At 44.8% G+C, this 20,528-nt stretch carries 14 protein-coding genes; 13 read left to right on the top strand and 1 reads right to left on the bottom strand.

From position 1 onward, the window contains the following. The first annotated feature begins 21 nt into the window (after positions 1-21). The 3 genes from D6V41_RS05260 to D6V41_RS05250 all read left to right on the top strand — a co-directional run bounded on the left by D6V41_RS05260 (position 22) and on the right by D6V41_RS05250 (position 6,798). Positions 22-1,059, top strand: a complete 1,038-nt coding sequence (locus tag D6V41_RS05260; protein WP_241664430.1) for a PstS family phosphate ABC transporter substrate-binding protein — start codon at positions 22-24, stop codon at positions 1,057-1,059. A 137-nt stretch (positions 1,060-1,196) separates the two neighbouring features. Beyond that, a complete protein-coding gene (locus D6V41_RS18140; protein ID WP_168710968.1) occupies positions 1,197-4,010 on the top strand; it encodes a hypothetical protein in 2,814 nt (937 codons plus the stop codon). Between the two features lie 130 nt (positions 4,011-4,140). Continuing rightward, a complete protein-coding gene (locus tag D6V41_RS05250) occupies positions 4,141-6,798 on the top strand; it encodes a TonB-dependent receptor domain-containing protein (RefSeq protein ID WP_136250425.1) in 2,658 nt (885 codons plus the stop codon). 107 nt (positions 6,799-6,905) lie between these two features. Here the strand turns inward: D6V41_RS05250 and D6V41_RS05245 are convergent, their stop codons facing one another. Continuing rightward, on the bottom strand, positions 6,906-7,643 hold the full coding sequence (locus D6V41_RS05245; RefSeq protein ID WP_136250424.1) for a hypothetical protein: 738 nt from the start codon (positions 7,641-7,643) through the stop codon (positions 6,906-6,908). 444 nt (positions 7,644-8,087) lie between these two features. On the opposite strand from D6V41_RS05245, the gene D6V41_RS05240 reads away from it, so the two are divergent. The 10 genes from D6V41_RS05240 to D6V41_RS05195 all read left to right on the top strand — a co-directional run bounded on the left by D6V41_RS05240 (position 8,088) and on the right by D6V41_RS05195 (position 20,491). Further along, positions 8,088-8,864 carry a DUF3450 domain-containing protein gene (locus D6V41_RS05240; protein ID WP_136250423.1) on the top strand — a complete coding sequence of 259 codons (777 nt, stop codon included), beginning with the start codon at positions 8,088-8,090 and terminating at the stop codon, positions 8,862-8,864. A 13-nt stretch (positions 8,865-8,877) separates the two neighbouring features. After that, positions 8,878-10,278, top strand: a complete 1,401-nt coding sequence (locus tag D6V41_RS05235) for a MotA/TolQ/ExbB proton channel family protein (protein ID WP_136250422.1) — start codon at positions 8,878-8,880, stop codon at positions 10,276-10,278. Positions 10,279-10,294: 16 nt separating this feature from the next. Further along, a complete protein-coding gene (locus D6V41_RS05230; protein WP_136250421.1) occupies positions 10,295-10,819 on the top strand; it encodes a MotA/TolQ/ExbB proton channel family protein in 525 nt (174 codons plus the stop codon). A 25-nt stretch (positions 10,820-10,844) separates the two neighbouring features. Further along, positions 10,845-11,252 (top strand): ExbD/TolR family protein, encoded by a 408-nt coding sequence (locus D6V41_RS05225; RefSeq protein WP_136250420.1) that lies wholly within the window; start codon positions 10,845-10,847, stop codon positions 11,250-11,252. Between the two features lie 15 nt (positions 11,253-11,267). After that, a complete protein-coding gene (locus D6V41_RS05220; RefSeq protein WP_136250419.1) occupies positions 11,268-11,876 on the top strand; it encodes an energy transducer TonB in 609 nt (202 codons plus the stop codon). A 12-nt stretch (positions 11,877-11,888) separates the two neighbouring features. Further along, entirely contained in the window at positions 11,889-13,238 is a 1,350-nt protein-coding gene (locus D6V41_RS05215) for a tetratricopeptide repeat protein (RefSeq protein WP_421907575.1), read from the top strand. Positions 13,239-13,588: 350 nt separating this feature from the next. Beyond that, complete coding sequence (locus tag D6V41_RS05210; RefSeq protein WP_136250418.1) at positions 13,589-15,718, top strand: tetratricopeptide repeat protein; 2,130 nt, start codon at positions 13,589-13,591, stop codon at positions 15,716-15,718. Between the two features lie 543 nt (positions 15,719-16,261). Continuing rightward, positions 16,262-18,112, top strand: coding sequence for a bifunctional acetyl-CoA hydrolase/transferase family protein/GNAT family N-acetyltransferase (locus D6V41_RS05205; protein WP_136250417.1), 1,851 nt, complete (start codon positions 16,262-16,264; stop codon positions 18,110-18,112). Next, positions 18,109-19,029 carry a histone deacetylase family protein gene (locus tag D6V41_RS05200; protein ID WP_136250416.1) on the top strand — a complete coding sequence of 307 codons (921 nt, stop codon included), beginning with the start codon at positions 18,109-18,111 and terminating at the stop codon, positions 19,027-19,029. Before D6V41_RS05205 ends, D6V41_RS05200 begins: the two co-directional genes overlap by 4 nt. A 409-nt stretch (positions 19,030-19,438) precedes the next feature. Next, on the top strand, positions 19,439-20,491 hold the full coding sequence (locus tag D6V41_RS05195; RefSeq protein ID WP_136250415.1) for an aldo/keto reductase: 1,053 nt from the start codon (positions 19,439-19,441) through the stop codon (positions 20,489-20,491). Positions 20,492-20,528 lie beyond the last annotated feature (37 nt).

Below are 20,528 nucleotides of genomic sequence, written 5' to 3'. Positions count from 1 at the left end.
AAAGCACGCAAAACTGTTTATTTGCTCACCTTGCTAGCGTTGGCTAGCTTTTCAAGCATTGGTTTTTCTCAAACAGAGGCTAACAGTCAAGATCCAGTAATGAATCTGGAGCCGCAGCAAACAGAAAGTCAAGAAAGGCTGTCTTTGGAAGGTCTTAATCTTGATAGTCAGCCAGAGGCTTTTGATTACCGAGCTGTGCCGGGCGTTTATGGCAGTATCACGTCAATTGGCTCAGACACCTTGGCAAATTTGATGTCGCTTTGGGCTGAACGATTTCAAACCCTTTATCCGCACGTAAAATTTCAAATTCAGGCAACTGGGTCTGCAACAGCGTCACAAGCGCTTACTCAGGGTACTGCCAGCATAGGCCCTATGTCACGAGCAATGACAGCCAGCGAAATTCAACGCTTTACTCGACGCTATGGCTACCCACCTACTTCATTAATTGTGGCAATTGATGCAATGGCAATTTATGTCGAAAAGAATAATCCTTTGCAGCAACTAAGCATACAGGAAGTGGATGCTATATTTTCAATGACCCGCTTTTGCGGCGCACCAAAAACCATTAATAAGTGGTCTCAACTAGGCGTTGAAAAATTTTCAGCCGAGCGCGAAATACAAGTCTTCGGAAGAAATTCCGCTTCCGGTACCTATGATTTATTTAAAAACATGGCGCTGTGCGACGGTGATTACGATGTGAGAGTCAATGAAATGCCAAGCTCTTCCTCAGTAGTGCAATCGGTAGCGAGCAGTATTGGTGGTATAGGCTACGCGGCACTTGGACACGGCAACACCGAGGTCAAAGCCGTTGCAGTGGGTGGCAAAGGAGATGCGTTTATTGCGCCTACCGCGGAATCCATCACACAAGGTCAATATCCTTTTACTCGCTACCTGTATATCGTTATCAACAAAGCACCTAATGAGCCCCTTCCTACCCTAGAGCGCGCTTTTTTAAATTTTATCCTTTCTGATGAAGGCCAGCAGATTGTTCAACAAAGCAATTATTACGCTGTGAGTGGACGCTTGCTTGATACACAAAGAAAGCTTCTAAATAAATAATTCCCATTAATATCAATATCTTAAATATATATTAAGTTTTTGTGACACCTTGATTATGTAACAAATCTGTCATTTAACTTAGCTATCCTCATTGCCGCTTACATTTAATACTTATTCGTCCTATTTTGGAGACACAAATGAAACTCAACGGAATTTTTAAGATCTCAGCAGTTGCCGCTGCTTTGTCTTTGGCAGCGTGTGGTGGGGATATTAATATCTCGGAAGGGGATATCGACAATAGCGTTGTCACAAATAATCCGCCAGCATCAGGTGGCGGTGGTGGCGAAAATCCACCCCCTTCAGATAACGAAATAGGCACAGCAGCGCCTGGTTTATCTGCTCAGGTTTCAGATGCCTTGGGGCAACAAGTTGAGGTTCGTACTTTAGGTGGTCGATTAACAGACGAAATAGCGACTAACGGCGTCATCACTTTAACATCTGATATTGTGTGGGCGCTAGATGGCCCAGTATTTGTAGGAAATGATAAAGCAGATTCAGTAGTGCTTGAAATTGAACCAGGCACGATTATTTTTGGTAGTCGCGGTGCTGATTATTTGGTAATTAGCCGTGACTCGCAAATTGAAGTCAACGGTACCGCAACCTCTCCCGTTATTATGACATCCTTTAATGATGTAGTTGGCCGCGAAGTGGGTGCTGGGCAGTGGGGAGGCTTGGTTATTTTAGGTAATGGCCAGTCTACCGATTGTCCTGAAACAGGTGATTGCGCCATTCAGGTTGAAGGTGTTGCAGAGGGCGCAGTATACGGAGGTACAGACGATACCGACAGCTCTGGTAACCTAAACTACCTTGTTGTTAAATATGCAGGTTTTGAAATTGCACCAGACAATGAGTTAAATGGTATTACCTTTGGTGGCGTAGGTTCTGGTACAGAGGTGAACTTTGTTCAGGTTCACGCAAACGCAGACGATGGCGTTGAATTTTTTGGCGGTGCTGTAAATGCCAAACACTTGGTGCTTACCGGTATTCAAGACGATTCAGTTGACTGGGATCGCGGTTACGACGGTAAGCTACAATATGTTTATATTGAGCATGCGCGCGACGGTTCGGATGCCAACCGCGGTATAGAAGGTGATGGGGATGGCGGCCCTAGCACCGAGTTTTCTCAGCCAATGGTTGCCAACATTACAATTATCGGCAACAGCTTTGATGGTGAAGATGATTCAGAGGGTGTTTTATTACGCGATCAAACCGGCGCTAATATCATGAATATGCTGATCACCGGCCCTGAAGAGATGGGCGAGTGTCTTGAAATGGATAACGACGATACCGTTCAGGCAAATTTGACCGACGGCGATATCACTATCACCAACAGTTTCATCGCCTGTTCTGAGCCATTCAACACTTTAGAGGGTGCAGTTGACCTCAACGCCTGGTTTACAGAAGAAGCTCGCAACAATACACTTCTTGCATTTGCAGATCGTGGTCAGCTTGGCTTAAATAATGACGGTACACTTACCAGTGAAAGCGCTTTGCTAACAGCCGGTGGTGATCCAGCGACGTTAGACACCTTCTTCGAAACAAATACCTTTGTTGGTGCGGTTGGTCCTACAGATTGGCGCCAGGGCTGGGCCTTTGGATTTGGCGGCGGAACCATCAACGTTGAAGAAAGCGTTTCTGGTTGTCCAGCAGGTACTACAACAATTGCTAATGTTGACGGTAGCACCACCACCTGTGAAATCAGCGGCCGTATCACTTCTGATCTTACTCTTACTGCCAGTAATCACTACGCGCTATCTGGTGCGGTATTTGTTGGCGGTGATAATGAAAATAGTGCGACCTTAACTGTTGAGCCAGGTGTTGTGGTATACGGCTCAAGCGGTAACGACTACCTGATCGTAAGCCGTGGTTCAAAAATTGAAGCAAACGGAACAGCGGCAGAGCCGATTACCTTTACGTCTCGCCAGCACGTTGCAAACGGCGTCGAAGCCGGTCTTGCAAATGGTGCAGCAGGTCAATGGGGTGGCATGATAATTCTAGGCAACGGTTATAACACCGATTGCCCAGCTACTGGCGATTGTGCTATTCAGGTTGAAGGTGCTCAGGAAGGCGCAGTATTTGGTAGCAACGTTTCTGATCCAACAGCTGCTAACAACACTGAAAGTTCAGGTACGCTTCGCTATGTGCGCGTTATGCACGGTGGATTTGAAATTGCACCCGATAATGAGTTAAACGGAATCACTTTTGGTGGCGTAGGTTCGGGTACAACAGTTGAGTACGTACAGGTACATAAAAACGCAGACGATGGTGTAGAGTTCTTCGGTGGATTTGTAAACTTACGTTACATCGTTCTAACCGGTATTCAAGATGACTCGGTTGATTGGGACAGAGGATATCGCGGTAAAATGCAGTACGTGCTGGTTAAGCATGCAGACGATAATTCTGATGCAAACCGCGGTATTGAAGGTGACGGCGACGGCGGTGCAGGCACCGAATTCTCAAGCCCGATGATTGCCAATATGACAATCATTGGAAACACGTTTGATGGAGAGGACGATTCAGAGGGCGTATTACTTCGCGACCAAACAAACGCTAAGCTATACAACTTTGTTGTAACCGGTCCAGCGGGAATGGGCGAATGTTTCGAAGCTGACTTATCTGCTGACAGCAGTGGTAATTTTGATACCACCTTGTTAGCAAACATGGAAGCTACTGACGATTCACGAATGATTTTTGAGTCTTCTGTTCTTGCCTGTGAAGAGCCAATTAATAATTCCGGCGCGTTCGACCAGCAAGCTTGGTTTGAAGGACAAACAGGTAATAGCATCCTAGATGAAACTGCAAGCGTGGTAGATGGCATTTTCACTACTTCTGATATTGCCCCAACGAATGTAAGTGAAGTTGATAGCTTCTTTATGGCGGTAGACTTCATAGGTGCTGTAAAAGATGCAGACAACAACTGGACTGCTGATTGGACTGTTGGCTTAGAGTAAGAGACTTGTCAGGTCACTTACAATAAGTATCAAACGGAACTACACGTGCGCTTTTAGTTAGAACTGAGGCGCACGTGCTTACAATGGTTGAATCAACCTTTTGGATAAACAGCAGGTAAAGAGGTTAGTCATGTTAAAACCTGAAAAAGGGTTTGTGTTGTCTGCAGTTTCGATGCTCGTCATTAGTGCGCTGTCTGCTCAGGTTCATGCTCAGACGAATGAAGACGAAGCAATTGAAGAAGTGGTCACCACAGGAACTCGATTAAAAGGAACGGCGACAGCGGTTCTGGAAGAGCGAAAAAATCAGGCGTTTGTGGCAGACATTCTTGGTGCAGAGCAGATTACCCGTACAGGTGACGGTGATGCTGCTTCAGCGCTTAGACGTGTGACTGGTCTTACGCTAGTAGATGGAAAATTTATATACGTTCGTGGTTTAGGTGAGCGTTATTCAAGTACTGCACTGAACAATTCGGCAGTTCCCTCGCCCGATCCGACTCGAAACGTTATCCCACTGGATTTATTTCCTTCAGACATTATTGAAAGTCTATCTGTTCAAAAATCGTATTCGCCTTCTATGCCAGCATCCTTTGGTGGTGGTAATGTGGACATACGCTTGAAATCAATCCCGACCGATAAAATCTTTAATGTGTCTGTAGGTTTAGGCTATAACACCGAAAACAGTGACAACGGTATTGATTACGCTGGCGGAAGCGATGACTGGCGTGGGCAGGATGATGGCAACAGAGCAGCGCCAGCGGCATTGGCGCGCATTTGGCAGGATAAATCGTTCTTTAACCAGATCCCACAGGAGCAGGCGGTAGACGTATTTTCTCAAATGAAGCGAGACTACGACCCAGTTGAAGAAAGCATTGGGCCAGATTCATCATTTAATTTTACAGTAGGGAACAGCTACGACCTGAGCAACGAACTGCGGCTGGGATTTCTTTGGGCTGCAGGATACGACAACTCTATAAGGGTTGCAGAAGAGTTTGAGCTCATTGAACCAGACTTTACAGTCAATCAGGAAACGCAGGAACTTGTCATTAGCCAAGCGGCATTTTTTGATGATATCCGCTCTACAGAAAGAACGGTTCAGTGGTCAAACTTGTTTACTTTAGGCTTAGACTATAATCGTAATCATCAAATTAATTACAGTTTAATTGTCCTCAACGACACGCGGGACGAATTACGAGAGTTGTTTGGAAACAACGAAAACGTTACTCAGGCAGATGGACAGCGAATTCGAGACGTTCAGGTTGAATATGAAGAAAGGCGCTTGTTCGCAAATCAATTTGAGGGCACGCATACTTTTCCGGAACTCGGGTTCTTAGGTTTTGACTGGCGTCACTCAGAGGGTCGTTCTTATCGGGATGCCCCCGGCAACTTTGATATGAGATTTTTGATCACAGACGAGAATGAAGACGGCATATTCGATCCAGTGAACGAATCAGCGCTTGCTCGCTCTCAAACTGCGGCAAATTATTCATTTCAAATTCTGCACGACAGACTCGACAACAGTGGCTTCAACTTTACTTTGCCCTACTCGATAAAAAATTGGGAAATGGAGTTTAAGTATGGAGCAGACTTTCTCACCAAAACAAGAACAGCAGACAATCGCCGTTTGGCAGTGGATGGAACTGAATTTGTTGACCCTGCACTTCAAGAAGGGAACTTATTTGCAGAGATATTCAACGAAACAGTGCTCACTCCCGCAAACTTTGGTTCTGAGCCATTAATTCGTAACACTACGATCGCTGGTGATGATTATGTTGCAGGGCAAAAAGTAGACGCACATTATTTCCAGGCAGATTTCTTTTATAAGAATATCTGGCGTTTTACTGGAGGCGTTCGTTGGGAAGACTTTCGTCAGGTGGTTGCGCCTCTAGACCCGGCTACTAATCAATTTGATTTAGAGCCTGACGATGATAGAAGCCAGTTAGCGTTCCAGGAAGATGATTTTTATCCGGCACTGGCGGTTACCTATATTCTGGATGACTCTATGCAGTTCAGAGCAAGTTACGGGAAAACGGTTGTCAGGCCTGATCTACGTGAGGTTGCAGCAGCGACTTACCTTGACCCGCTTACTGAGTTCCCCATCGGCGGTACACCAGGTTTGCGCACTTCAGCGATAGATAATTTTGATCTTCGTTGGGAGTGGTATAGAGACAATGGCAACAATCTGTCGATTGGTTTGTTCTACAAGGACATTGACTCACCGATAGACTCGGTTCAATCACCTTCTCAGGATGGTCCACCGCTAGTGAGAATTGCAAACGCTGAAACCGGTGAAGTTTACGGGGTAGAGTTTGAATTCTTGCAAGGTTTGGAGATATTCGGCGATGGTATTTGGGACAATCTCTTTGTATCAGGCAACGTGACCCTGAGTGACTCGGAGATCACGCTTGACCGACAAAATATTGTTGAGCAAACCGGCGTATCAGCTGCCATCACCAACCTTCAGCGTCGCCTTACTGGCCACTCTGAATATGTGTTGAATCTGCAGCTTGGCTTTGATTCTGACAACGGTGAGCATTCTGCTACGCTCGTATACAATGTATTTGGTGAGCGAATACTTATTCCGGGTATTGCGCCGTTCGATGATAGTTTTGAACAACCATTTCATTCAATCGATACGGTTTACAAGTACTATCCAGACTTTAATACGACGGTTACTGTTCAGCTTCAAAACCTTTTGGATGAGTCGAGAGAAATTGTGTTCAACGATACGCTTCTTCAATCACAAACTCGAGGTCGAACAATTAGCCTATCGGTTAAATATGATTTTTAATTAAACTATAAAATGCAAAAAGCAGCATAGGGAACTTCTCATTGCTGCTTTTTTTGTTTGCTTGGGCACAATAATGAGCGTTTAAGCTTACTCTTGGTCAACTACAATTAAAAATTCCAGCCAATGCGAAAGGATAAAGCGTGGTTTGGAGTAGAATCCGTCAATCCTGCCAAGTAGCGAGCATATAATTGTAAAGCGCCGAATTTTGCCATAACAGCAGGTCCTAGCTGATGACGTTGGTCATCATACGCAGCAATATTGGAAACCTCACCGTATTGATCGAATAACTCAATACCAAGCTGATAATTCGCGTTCGGTCTTCGGTAGTACGAGAAGCGTGTACCAATACGCCAATTCTTGGATTGTTCGCCGCTTAGATTTTTTCCAAAAAGGACAATCGCGCGGATATAATTTTTGGCATCAAGATTCAGTTGGTTTGTCCAATGGACAGCAATGTCATCCGGGCGTGAACCTTTTCGTGTACGCATATCAAATCGAATAGCGCTGGCATAATTATCCTGCTCGTTGAACTTATTGAAGTTGTAGAGTAATTCTATTTTGGCACTATCGTATTCCCAATCAGGCTGTTGCCGATATTGCCCAACCAATCGCACTTGAAATCTTTCATTTAAACTTTGTTGATAATGCAAGCGGCTAGCTTGAATATCGCTTGTGCCTGGTTCTTCTGACGAAACGTAAGTGTATCGCCAATCAAACTGACTGGAGTTTGCTTTAACCATCGGACCATGCACACCACCATTATTTGCATGTGACATATAAGACAGCAGAGCCAGACCAAAAATTAAAAATCGGTAGGTAGAAAGGGATGTAAAATGATACTTCATGCTTTAAGGCCTCATTTATAATAGCTTGTATTATATAGAAAAACACACAAATTTAAAACGAAGGCAGTGAGTCGCACAGCTTGCGGGCTTTTAAAAGAACGTGACTCATAAGGCACTTATTTGGAAAAAGCAGCATTTTGCACATGACACGTGGGAACAAAGATGAGAAAGGTATATATATGAACACCATACATATGTGGCACGGTTATTACAGAGCAAAAAGACTTATCTGAAAACCGCTTGTTTATATCGAGTATCGAATTCCAAAGAATCTAAGCAGCTTAAAACCCGCAACAGACACAATTATTACAGATTTATTAAAAGGAGATATATCCGCGCTTTTGTAATAAAACTGTCACAGACTATCCCTATTCTCTGCACCGATAAATTAGGGCATTTAATTTGTGAATTGCCCACACATCCACTAGCTCATTAGGATTTTGTATGAAGGTACTTTCTACCACCTTATCCACCCTATTTGCCGTGATTTTGGCAACGGTGGTGGCACAAAACGCGCAATCGCAAGAAGATCAATATTTAGATGAAGCAAAAGACAAAGCAACTGAAATTAATGAGTCTGCTGAGCAATCTCAGGATCGCATCGACAATATTGCAAACCAAATCGATAGTAAGCTTCAGCAATATAAAACCTTGTTAAAAGAGATAGAGGGCCTTGAAGTTTATAATAGTCAGCTTCGTAAACAGATTAATAATCAAGAAGAAGAAATGGCTGATTTAAATGCAGCAATTGATGAAGTAAGCGTAATTGAACGTCAAATTACACCGCTTATGATCAACATGATTGAAGGCTTGGAACAGTTTGTTGCGCTTGATATGCCATTTTTAGAGCAAGAGCGCTCAGATCGTATCGCAGATCTAAAGGCAATGATGGATAGAGCCAACGTTGCACCCTCCGAAAAATTTCGTCGTGTAATGGAAGCCTTCCAAGTAGAGATGGATTATGGCAGAACGATTGAAGCATATTCGGGCCTTCTCCCTATTGACGGTCAGGAAAGAGAAGTTGAGTTTTTACGCATAGGACGCACTGCGTTGCTTTATCAAACGCGCGATGCATCACGTCAAGGGATTTGGAATAAACAAACCCGTCAATTTGAGGAGCTTGATTCAAGCTATCGCACGCAAGTTACCAAGGGGCTTCGCATTGCGAAGAAACAGCTTGCACCTGATTTACTTATTGTGCCAGTGGCTATTACGGACTAAGGATTGTTAAATAATGAAAGCAATATTCAAATCATTGGTCACCAAGGCCGCTATAATCGCTATCGCGAGTACATTTTCAGTGTCTGCTTTAGCTCAGGAAAATGAGCGAGCTCTGGATTTAGATGCGCTATTAAAGCAGCTTGAAGAAGGTAAGTTCAGCCAGACGCAGCAAAATCAGGCGCGCGAGCAGGATTTTATCAATCAGCGAGCTGAACAGGACAGAATTCTTCAGGAAACGCGCGCGCGTCGAGATGCGCTTCTGCAGCAATCAGAGCAGCTTGAAACAAGCTTTGAAGAAAATGAATTCAAACTGGCTGATTTAAATGGCGCGCTGGATAATAGACTGGGCTCATTGAAAGAATTGTTCGGTGTACTTCAGCAAGTTGCCGGGGATACCAAAAATAAATTTTATAATTCTGTTATCTCTGCGCAAATCCCGAACCGAGCAGAGTTTTTAGATGAAATGGCTCAATCAATGGGCTCTTCTTCAAAGCTTGCCTCAATTGATGAAATTGAACGTGTTTGGTTTGAAATTCAGCGTGAGATGACTGAATCTGGAAAAGTAACCAAATTTACAACCGATGTGGTAGAAGCCGGTGGCGAAAAAGTCACAAAAGAAGTCACCCGGGTTGGTCCATTTGCCATCGTAGCGGATGGTAAATACCTTGAATACAACAGCACAACAGAGACAGTGTCTGAATTGACTCGTCAACCTGCCGACCGATTCCTCGAAAGTATTACTGAACTTGAAAACTCAAATGGTGAGCTAGTTGGCTTTGGTCTTGACCCTACGGGTGGTTCTATCCTTGGTTTGCTCGTACAAGCACCAAGCTTGTGGGAGCGCGTTGAGCAGGGCGGCTTGGTTGGCTATATCATTCTCATAGTAGGTGCTGTGGGTTTATTATTGGCATTAGAGCGCTTAATCAGTTTGTCGATAATTCGTACCAAGGTAAACAAGCAGCTTAAAAGTGATACGTTTAAGAACACGAATCCTCTTGGGCGTGTGATGCAAGTACGCGATAAATATCCGCATGCAGATGTTGAAGCGCTTGAACTGCACTTGACCGAGGCGATCCTGGGTGAAGTACCAAAATTGAGCCGCTTTTTGACTATTATAAAAATTATTTCGGTTGTGGCACCGCTTATGGGTCTCTTAGGAACGGTAACGGGTATGATCAACACCTTCCAGGCAATTACCCTGTTTGGTACGGGCGACCCTAAATTGATGGCAGGCGGGATTTCTCAGGCGCTTGTGACTACTGTATTAGGTTTGGTAGTAGCAATACCTACAACGCTTCTTTATGCCATTTTAAATACACGTAGCAAGAATATCGTTTACATCCTTCAAGAGCAGGCATCTGGCGTTATTGCCGAGCGTGCTGAGAAGGCAACTCAAGCTAGCCAGTCCAACTAAGCGTTGGGAGAGCAACATGACTGAGTTTTTCGAAGCGATTCGTGATTTTACAGAAACCGGTGGCCAGGTTCTCCTGGTCATTGGTTGCCTGATATTTGTAATGTGGTTACTTATTTTAGAGCGAGTGATCTACATTAACACGACGCATAAAAAGTTAAAAAAAGAGATTACCGCCAAATGGCAGGCTCGCAAAGACCGGACGTCATGGTTTGCTGAGCAAATCAGACAAGCGTACATATCGCGCTTGTCGATTAAATTGAACTCTTCAATTCCCATTATTCAAGCCCTTGTTGCGCTATGTCCACTGTTGGGCCTAATGGGTACGGTGACTGGAATGATTGAAGTGTTTGATGTTATGGCGATTTCAGGTTCAGGCAACGCACGCTCGATGGCCTCTGGCGTGTCGAAAGCGACCATTCCGACCATGGCAGGAATGGTGGGTGCGCTCTCTGGTGTATTTGCATCGGCTTATCTAACGCGCACATCAAAAGCAGAGAGAACACATTTAGAAGACGCTTTGCGATTGCAGCGAAATATTTAGCTCACGGGCGATTTGAGGAACAAGTATGAAACAGCATTTTCAAAATTTAGTCGATGAAGAAGAAGCGAATATCGATATGACGCCCATGCTAGACGTTGTATTCATTATGCTTATCTTTTTTATCGTTACCGCGTCGTTTGTTAAAGAGGCCGGTATAGATGTCAATCGACCAGATGCAGCAACGGCTGTGAAAAAAGATCGCGCCAGTATTTTAGTCGCAATCAGTGACACGGGTGAAGTATGGATCAATAAACGTCGTGTAGACATCAGAGCGGTTCAGGCGAACATTGAGCGTCTTCATGCTGAAAATCCACAAGGAACAGTAGTGATTCAAGCTGATAAAAAAGCCACGACTGAAACGCTTATAAAAGTAATGGATGCGTCTCGTGCAGCAGGCATTATGGATGTTTCAATTGCGGCGCAAGAACCATAATGAAGGCAGAGTAAAATGCTTAGATTTTTAATCGCACTGCTTTTAGCTGCCGCAATCACGCTAGGATTGTTCTTCTTGATGCAATCGCTTATTCAAAGCGGCGGGAGTGCACTAACCGATCCACCTAGAGGCAGCGTGCTTGATTTTGTGCGCGTCAAACAGGACGAGCAGGTTGAGCAAAAAGACCGCAAACCCCAAAAGCCACCAAAGCCTCAAGAGCCGCCACCGCCAATGGAGGCACCACAAATGGAGTCGTCTTCGCCTGATGGCTCAAGCGCGGGAATTGATTTTGCTGCTGACATAAGTAACGACGTTGCACTAGACGGTGGTCTTGCGCTCGAGTCGGGCGATGGTGAATATGTGCCAATTACCAAGGTGGCCGCAGTTTATCCTCGAAGAGCACTTCAGCGTGGTATTCAAGGTTACGTGATTGTCGAGTTCACTGTAACTAAAACCGGTGCCGTAAGAGACCCTGTTGTAGTGGAGGCAGAGCCCGAGGGCATATTTGAACAAGCCGCCTTGGATGCCGTTTTAAAATTTAAATACAAACCACGCGTTATAAATGGAGAACCTACAGAAGTAGGTGGAGTCCAAAACCGTGTAACCTTCCAAATAGATGGTTAAGAGATGCAAGGCATGATGAAAACAAACAGTCAATATTACGTATCCAAGGGTATTTTCACGCTCTGTGCTATCGTAATGCTCTCTGCAATCGGTAGCATAGGCGTTGTTGGTTCGATATTTTATTCACCTGTCGCCAATGCGCAGGCTGAGGTGAAATTGGGTGAGCGTGAAACGCGCCGCACGCCTGCACTTCGCTCGCGCGTATATGAACAACTTGCACGTGCACAATCCGCCGGTGATGCAGGCAACGTTGAGGAGGCTATTTCCATCCTTGATGAAGTAAAAGATAAAGCCGACAGCATGAACAGCTATGAGCGCGCCATGATGTATAATTTTTACGGCTTTATTTACTACAATGAAGAGCGCTACGATGAGACGATCGAGTCCTTCAAAGCGGCTATTTCAGAGTCACCCATTCCGGTGAGTTTTGAACAAACCACCGTTTTTAGTCTGGCTCAGCTAAGCATGATGCAAGGCAATTACGATGAAGTGGTTGAATATCTTGAGCGCTGGGAGGCGCTGAATGACGGTAAAATCCCACCCAAAAATTACATACTGAAAGCACAGGCGCTTTATCAGAAAAAAGACTACGAAGCAGCAATTGACTACATTGAACAGGCAATCGAAAATCATGAAGCGGAGGGCTACCTGCCTGATGAAAACTGGTTGGTCTTACAACGTGCGATTTATTATGAGTTAAAGCAGCCAGAAAAAGTAAAAGAAGTCATTGCAAAACTTATCCGTTTGTACGACCAACCTAAATACTGGATTCAGCTGGCTGGGATGTATGGCGAGCTCGAGCGAGAAGAAGAGCAGCTTGCAACAATGGAAATTGCCTACCAGCGTGGATTTATAACGTCTGCCTCAGATACCTTCAATTTAGCACAGCTTTATTACTATCATGGCGTGCCTTATAAAGGGGCAAAGCTTATGGAGGTTGCAATCGCATCGGGCGTACTGGAAGAAAACCTGCGTAATCTTAAATTCCTTGCGCAGTCATGGCAGCTTGCCAAAGAAGATGAAAAAGCGATTCCAGTTTTGATGCAAGCCGCGCAAATGTCGGATGATGGCGAGTTAGATGCACAGCTTGCTTTGTTGTACTTCAATACAGAGAGCTATGATAAAGCCATAGCGTCTGCAAAAGCCGCAATTGAAAAAGGTGACTTAGATAATCCTGGCAATACGCATATGGTGCTCGGGCTTGCGCTTTACAACCAGCGGCAATTCTCTCAAGCCTTAGATGAGCTTGCTAAAGCTGAAGAATTTGCAGGTAGCCGCGGAGCCGCTCGTCAATGGTCACAATATGTAGAACGAGAGAAAAATGACTTTGAAGCGCGCTTAGCGATTGAGAACGCGTCGTAAGCTTTATTGACTGAATTAAAAAAGGGAAAGACATAAAAAGGGCTAAGCTTCGGTTTAGCCCTTTTTATATTTGGTTATTTGTCTATTTGTTGATTCTGGCTTTAAAGCTCTCGCTTACACGTATAAAAGTTTTCGCTTTTTATGCACTTGTCACAGGGGGTGAGACATCGCATTACTATTTTGTACACATCCAATATGCTTTACATTTCCTATCAATTAACAGTACAGTGATGATATTTAATGAAAAGTACTTTTCGCAGTCCGAAGGTGTGCCCCAGAAATAGCTGTCACCCTTGAGGTTTTGGTTGTGAATAAGATGGAATTAAAACAACCGGAAGACAAATTGCAATATGGCTTTTTTAAAGGAAGTGAAACGCCGCAACGTGATTCGAGTCGCGGGCGTCTATTTGGTCACCGCCTGGTTGATCCTGCAGGTTATCTCGGTTATATCGCCCTATCTTAAACTGCCAGATATGCTTGGCACAGTCGTGACAGTGTTACTTATCATAGGCCTTCCCTTGGTATGTATTTTCGCCTGGGCATTTGAGTTAACGCCCGAAGGTATAAAACCCACCCGTACGGTCGATGAAGACGCGTCAATTGCGCCGCAAACCGGTCAGAAGATGAACCGAATTCTGCTTGCGCTTATTGCGCTTCTGATTACCTATGTCGCCATCGATAAACTGTGGCTGACACAACCGTCATCGGCGAGTATTGTCACAGAAACTGAGCCAGATACAGAAATACAGAATGAAGCAGAGGTCCTCGCGGTACTCCCTTTTTTAAATTTGAGTACCGACCCGGATCAGGAAATATTTGTCGATGGACTTACCGAAGAGCTGCTTAATACACTGGTCCGCATCCGCGAATTAAAAGTGCTTGGCCGTACCAGTAGTTTCGCCTATAAAGACGTGCAGAAAGACCTAACCGTGATTGCCAGTGAACTCAACGCAGACTATCTGATTGAAGGCAGCGTTCGCAAAAGTGGTGACGACCTGCGCATTACTGTGCAGTTGATAGAGGCGTCATCAGGTGCGCATCTGTTTTCAGATACCTTTGACCGCAAACTGGAGGACGTTTTTGCGGTTCAGGAGGAAGTGAGCGACCAGGTCGCCTCAGCGCTCAAACTCAATCTGATCCATCAGGATGATCGCTATGCCGCGGCACTGGACAAGCTCGATTACAAAGCCGTAGAGCAATTGGTGGTTGCGCGGGCGCTAGCAAGTCGCCGTACGACCAACAGCGTGAACCAAGCAAAATTGATTCTTGATGAACTGCTTAACCAATATCCTGATACAGCGGCGATTTTAGGGCTGGCGGCCTATGTCGGGGTCGAGGATGTATCTTCAACTGAAAATGATGATGTCAGTATTAAGCACATTATCAAACTGGCCGAGCGCGCGCTGGAGCTTGATCCTGTTAACCGTGATGCCCTTTTGTCGCTGGCTGTAGTCTATGACGACTTCGACCAGTTAACTGACGAGGCATTGCAATTGTACGAGCAGGCAGTGGCCACTTACCCCCATGATTATGAATTTTGGTTTCAATACTTTGGAGTGCTTGTTTCGCGACTCGCTCCCTGCGAGGATATTGCTGACTTGGTCGCCCGTATTCCCTCTCAAGCCACCACTGCGACATTTCGCAATCGGCTCGACTATTTTGTGTTGGCTTGTCTGGCTCCCGAAGAGGCTGAAGACCTTAAAGCCCGCGCAAAAACAGAAGATATTGAGCGCTACACTCGATATCGCCCCATTGGTGAAGCGCAAATCGGCAACATTCTTTACCTGGAAAGCCAAAATGAACGTAACACCGCACTTCAATTTTACGCTCTAAGCAGGTTGGGGGCGAAAGACAGGGCTATCAAGGTGCTTAACAGACTGGACATGCAGAGCGATGGCCTTTGGGCCACTCTTGCCTATACATCGGGCTATTTAAATGGCTATCCACTGCCGGATAAAACCTTTGACAAACTATGGCACGCTATTATACAGAATGAGTTTTTCTGGCTTTCGACAACTGAAGCGATTGTTTTGGTAGATTTAGCTAGACGCAGCGAACAGATTTCTGAATTGCGCCAACGGGTACGTCAATTGGTTCCGCCGACGCTCAACCGTCAGCAGCTCTACACCAGTTTTAATTACCTGTTTATGCTTCGATTGCTTGGCGACAATGAGCAGTCAATCGCCGTTGCAAACCAATTGCTGGATATGTTAACCAACTACCAGAAAGCCTATCCAGAATCTTTTGCATTTTACCAGTTACATGCAGTAACCCTATTTACCGCTATGGCAGTTGGCAATATGGCACATGCCGAGTCAATGCTCGAGGAATTACCTCAAAGCTCTGCTATTGCGCTATTTGGATTGGAAGAAACCCGCTATCTGTTTCGCGACCTTGGCGATCATCCGCTACTCGAGAAGGTACTGACTGCGATAGATAATAACCGCCAGTATTTGCGTAATAAATATGAACTCGATTAATGTGACATGCGTTTGTTGATAAAGCACACTCAGATTTCTCACTTATAATTAGTCCACAAAGTTTCAGCAAAAATGCGGGAGGCCAGTAGGATGAGGACTCAATACACGTTCTTGTTTGATTCCGCACAATCAGATGGCATGAGCAACTGTATTATGTTTTGACAGGCAGTAATAGACAATCAGCGGACAAAATGAACTAAACTACGAAGAATCGTCATACCGTGCTGCGACACGGTACCTCCTTAGTTAACTTGTGGAGCAAAAACGATCTCTTGCGTATTTCACTGGAGCTCGTGTTGCGTTTGCCAATGCTTATTGGAGGTTGCAACTTTCGTTGCAATGACGCGACTCTTCGCTCAAACCCAGCAACCGTTTCATGTACCAAACAGTCGGTCAACAACAATTTGCTCAGCATTTCTTTTCCGTGCCGCTTTTTATTCTAAACCACCAATTTGGCGTCCGACTTTAGCGTTAGATCAATAATTTTTGGGCGATTGCTTGATATGCTGTATGTCAATCGCTAAGCCGAAAAGTCAAATACACATGCAATCTGTCAAATCTCAATTCAATAATGCCGTTGATTGGCATAGCTTAATTCGCTCTGGCGATAGGTTGTTTTTAGGCTCTAACGCAGCTGTGCCCAATGCACTTGTCGATAGCCTTATTCATGATGCAAAAGACATCAAGGATTTGGAAATGGTTCATATTGTGACTATTTCTGACAATAAGTGGGCACTTCCAGAATACAAACATCGTTTTAAGGTAAACACCTTTTTTATCCATGGTGATGTTGTGCGCACAGCCGTAGATGAGGGAAGGGCGGATTATACCCCTTGCTTTTTATCTGAAATATCCAGCTTGTTTAGTAACGAAACACTGCCTTTAAAAGCAGCGCTTATTATGGTCTCTCCACCTGACGAGCTAGGTTACTGTTCCCTGGGAGTGTCGGTTGATATTGTGATGTCGGCATCGCGAAGCGCAGAGCACATTATTGCGCAAATTAATCCCAACATGCCTCGCACAGCAGGCCACTCGTTTTTGCATATCAGTGAGTTCAGCGCCTGTATTGAACATGAAGAACCCATACCAGAAGTGAATGTGGCTGAGAAATCATCTATTACCGAACGCATTGGGCAGTATGTGTCGATGCTGGTGGAGGATGGCGCTACCCTGCAGCTGGGCATAGGTAAAGTGCCTGATGCAGTTACGCGATATTTGCATCAACATAAAAACCTTGGCATACATTCCGAGATGATAAGTGACGGTGTAATGGAATTGATGCAGCGAGGCGTTGTCAATAATCGAGCCAAGACCTTCCACCCTGGTAAAACAGTCACCAGTTTCTGTTTAGGCACAAGCCGCTTATATGATTTTGTTCACAACAATCCACACGTGGAATTTTATCCAAGCGCTTACGTAAATAAACCGGCAAATATTGCTAAAAACGCAAAGATGGTGTCAATTAATAGCGCACTGCAAGTCGATTTAAGCGGCCAGGTGGTGTCTGATTCAATTGGCCATAAATTTTATAGTGGGATAGGCGGTCAGGTGGACTTTGTATCAGGCGCATCTAAAAGTAAGGGCGGGAAGCCTATTATCGCTTTACCTTCTACCGCTCAAAACGGAAGCGTCTCGCGCATTGTGGCAAATTTAAGCCAGGGCGCAGGGGTGGTGACTTCGCGTGGTAATGTGCACTATGTAGTCACAGAGTTTGGTATCGCAAGTTTAAAAGGTAAAAGCATCCGAGAACGGGCGCTTGAGCTTATTCGCGTTGCGCATCCTAAGTTTAGAGAGCAGTTACTGACCCAAATACGGGAAAATGTTTGGGTTCCCGATTATCAAAAACAATATCCGACTGACATTCCCGAATTTGGTGATATGCAAATTAAGCGCATGGATATAAAGGGCGACACCTATTATTTACGCCCACTTAATCCAGCCGATGAGCGTAAATTGCAGGAGTTTTTTTACTCTCATACCAAAGAAACAATACGCCTGCGTTACAACTACATTCCTCAGGGCATGACGCGAGAAAAGTCCTGTGATTTGGTTAGCGTTGATCAAAGTAAAGATATCGCGTTGACCATAGTCAAGCAGGAGGGCTCGCGGACTAAAATTGAAGCGGTTGGCCGTTATTATCTTTATCCCGAAGAAAAAGCATGTGAGGTTGCCTTTGTAACCCGTGAGAACCAGCAAGGTAAGGGCATGGCCAAAATGTTACTTGAAAACATGATCACTATTGCCAAAGCGAGAGGTTTAACAAAAATGTTTGCAATGGTGAAGTCCGAAAACAAGCCAATGATATCAGTCTTCGAGCAATTCGAATTTAAGCGAGTATTTAACCCTGACCCAGGCGAAGTAGAATTGGTTAAGCATCTTAAGGAGCCTGCATGAGCATAACGATTATTAGCAGTCCAAGCTGTGCGCTTCACAATATGGATGATGAGCATCCTGAACATCCCTCACGCATGCATGCCATAAACGATCAAATACTGTCATCAGGCTTGGAGCTAGTGGTGCGATTTGCAGACGCGCATCCAGCGCACTTTGATGAATTACTTGTTGCTCATGATACAGCCTTTGTACAAAACATTTTTGATAAAGCGCCGGTTGAGCCAGAAGATCGTGTGTGGATTGATGATGACACAATTATGATGCATCAAAGTTTAAACGCAGCCTTGCATGCCGCCGGTTCAGGAATCATGGCTGTTGACATGGTTTTGAGTAACGAAACCAGAGCGGCCTTTTGTTTAGTGAGGCCTCCGGGGCATCATGCGGGCTATGCTTCTTCTTCAGGCTTTTGCCTGTTTAATAATGTGGCGATTGCGGCCTTACATGCGTTAGAGCATCGCGGTTTGGAGCGTGTGGCGATTGTGGATTTTGATGTACATCATGGAAACGGCACAGAAGATATCTTCAAAACTGACGAGCGAGTGATGTTTTGCTCGTCTTTTCAGCATCCGTTTTATCCGTTTTCAGGCGATGCGCCCACACGGGAAGGAATATTGAACGTTCCTGTCCCCGCAGGCACAAAAGGTGCGGAATATCGGGAAATGGTCAATCATTGGTGGCAGGCTTTGGATAATTTTGCACCGCAACTCATTTTTGTATCGGCGGGTTTTGATGCGCACGCTGAGGATGATCTCGGCCATCTTCGTTTAGTTGAAGACGACTATATTTGGTTAACAGAGCAAATTAAATTGATAGCAGATAAACATTGTGGTGGAAAGATTGTTTCTCTGCTAGAAGGTGGATATGCTTTAAGCGCTTTAGGACGCAGCGTTGTATCGCATATCAAAGCTTTGATTTAACTATTTTAGCGCGAAGTCTGGAAAAGTATTTAAAATAAAGAACCGCGATTACGAAGATTCGTTATCGCGATAAAGATCACGACTACGAAGATTCGTCATTGTGATGAAAATCACGACTACGAAGATTCGTCATTGTGATGAAAATCACGACCTCCTTATTTTACACCCAAGTACAACGAGGCAGCTCAAGACCTACGCCCGAGCGGCCAGGATGGCGCAAAGCGACTTTGAAACGAGCAAAGGTCCCTCGCTATATTCATCGCTTAAACGAACAGGTTTTTGCTTCCGAATCGATAACAAATCTTCGTTCTTTTTCTCAAAATATTCGTATTGAAAATCATTGTTTAAAATAGCTGTGTTAAGCTTGGTGGTTAATATTAATTAATCCACTGATTTAAATAGGATAATTATGAAATACGCAAGTTTGGGCCGGTCCGGGCTCTCAGTCTCCAGAGTGTGTTTGGGAAGCATGACCTGGGGAATTCAGAACACTCAAAAAGATGCGGATGAGCAAATTGCTTATGCCATGGATCGTGGTATTAATTTTATTGATACCGCCGAAATGTATCCTGTGCCTCCCTCCGATAAAACGTACGGAGATACCGAGCGAGTGATTGGTGACTGGCTTAGTCGCCATCCCGAAAAACGGGAAGAACTGATTATTGCGACAAAAATTACCGGCCCGGGTTTTCCTTATATTCGCAATGCGTCTTTCATTTCTCAAGATAGCATCCCGGTAGCGATAGAAGGGTCATTGGAACGCTTACAAACCGATTACATCGACGTTTATCAGCTTCATTGGCCAAATCGAACGTCTCCGCATTTTGGAAAGCATTGGCCAAATCAGGTCAAGCCAAGTAAAACCGATGTAGAAAAGGAACGGGAACGCAAACGAGGGATCGTTTCAGCCTTAGGTGAAGCTATCGCGGCTGGAAAAATAAGACACTGGGGCTTATCCGACGATACGCCATGGGGAATTCAGACTTACATCAATTTGTGTGATGAGATGAATGTTCCTCGTCCTGTATCAATTCAAAATGAATTTAATCTGCTTCACCTTAAAGACTGGCCCTTTGTAATTGAAACCTGCGTTTTTGAAGATGTGGCTTACTTGCCATGGTCTCCGTTAGCTGGAGGAATGCTCTCAGGCAAATATTTAGGTGGTGCGCGGCCTGAAGGGAGTCGCTGGACAATGGTGCAGCGTCAGGGACTATTCAGAGATACTGAATCGTCACAAAAGGCGGTTGCTGCCTATGTTGATATTGCGAAACGCTTTGATATAACGGCGTCTCAACTTGCTCTTGCATGGTGTGATCAGGTAGATGGCATCACATCGACTATTATCGGCGCCACCACTATGGCGCAGCTCAAAGAAAACATAGACGCGTTTGATATGACACTTTCAAAAGACTGTATCACGGAGGTAAATGACATTATAAAACGCTATCCAATGCCGTTTTAATAAGGTAATAGCGTTTTTTAAATTAAAAAAATTGATG

It is taken from the genome of Ningiella ruwaisensis, assembly GCF_004798935.1.
GTDB lineage: Bacteria > Pseudomonadota > Gammaproteobacteria > Enterobacterales > Alteromonadaceae > Glaciecola > Glaciecola ruwaisensis.
Note: the sequence above shows the minus strand (reverse complement) of the source record. Positions and strands in the feature narration are given on the sequence as shown.

Coding starts and splice junctions, on each gene's coding strand:
- D6V41_RS05195 (WP_136250415.1), top strand. CDS start 19,439: ATGAAATACGCAAGTTTGGGCCGGTCCGGGCTCTCAGTCTCCAGAGTG.
- D6V41_RS05200 (WP_136250416.1), top strand. CDS start 18,109: ATGAGCATAACGATTATTAGCAGTCCAAGCTGTGCGCTTCACAATATG.
- D6V41_RS05210 (WP_136250418.1), top strand. CDS start 13,589: ATGGCTTTTTTAAAGGAAGTGAAACGCCGCAACGTGATTCGAGTCGCG.
- D6V41_RS05245 (WP_136250424.1), bottom strand. CDS start 7,643: ATGAAGTATCATTTTACATCCCTTTCTACCTACCGATTTTTAATTTTT.
- D6V41_RS05240 (WP_136250423.1), top strand. CDS start 8,088: ATGAAGGTACTTTCTACCACCTTATCCACCCTATTTGCCGTGATTTTG.
- D6V41_RS05220 (WP_136250419.1), top strand. CDS start 11,268: ATGCTTAGATTTTTAATCGCACTGCTTTTAGCTGCCGCAATCACGCTA.
- D6V41_RS05215 (WP_421907575.1), top strand. CDS start 11,889: ATGATGAAAACAAACAGTCAATATTACGTATCCAAGGGTATTTTCACG.
- D6V41_RS05235 (WP_136250422.1), top strand. CDS start 8,878: ATGAAAGCAATATTCAAATCATTGGTCACCAAGGCCGCTATAATCGCT.
- D6V41_RS05225 (WP_136250420.1), top strand. CDS start 10,845: ATGAAACAGCATTTTCAAAATTTAGTCGATGAAGAAGAAGCGAATATC.
- D6V41_RS05205 (WP_136250417.1), top strand. CDS start 16,262: ATGCAATCTGTCAAATCTCAATTCAATAATGCCGTTGATTGGCATAGC.
- D6V41_RS05230 (WP_136250421.1), top strand. CDS start 10,295: ATGACTGAGTTTTTCGAAGCGATTCGTGATTTTACAGAAACCGGTGGC.
- D6V41_RS18140 (WP_168710968.1), top strand. CDS start 1,197: ATGAAACTCAACGGAATTTTTAAGATCTCAGCAGTTGCCGCTGCTTTG.
- D6V41_RS05250 (WP_136250425.1), top strand. CDS start 4,141: ATGTTAAAACCTGAAAAAGGGTTTGTGTTGTCTGCAGTTTCGATGCTC.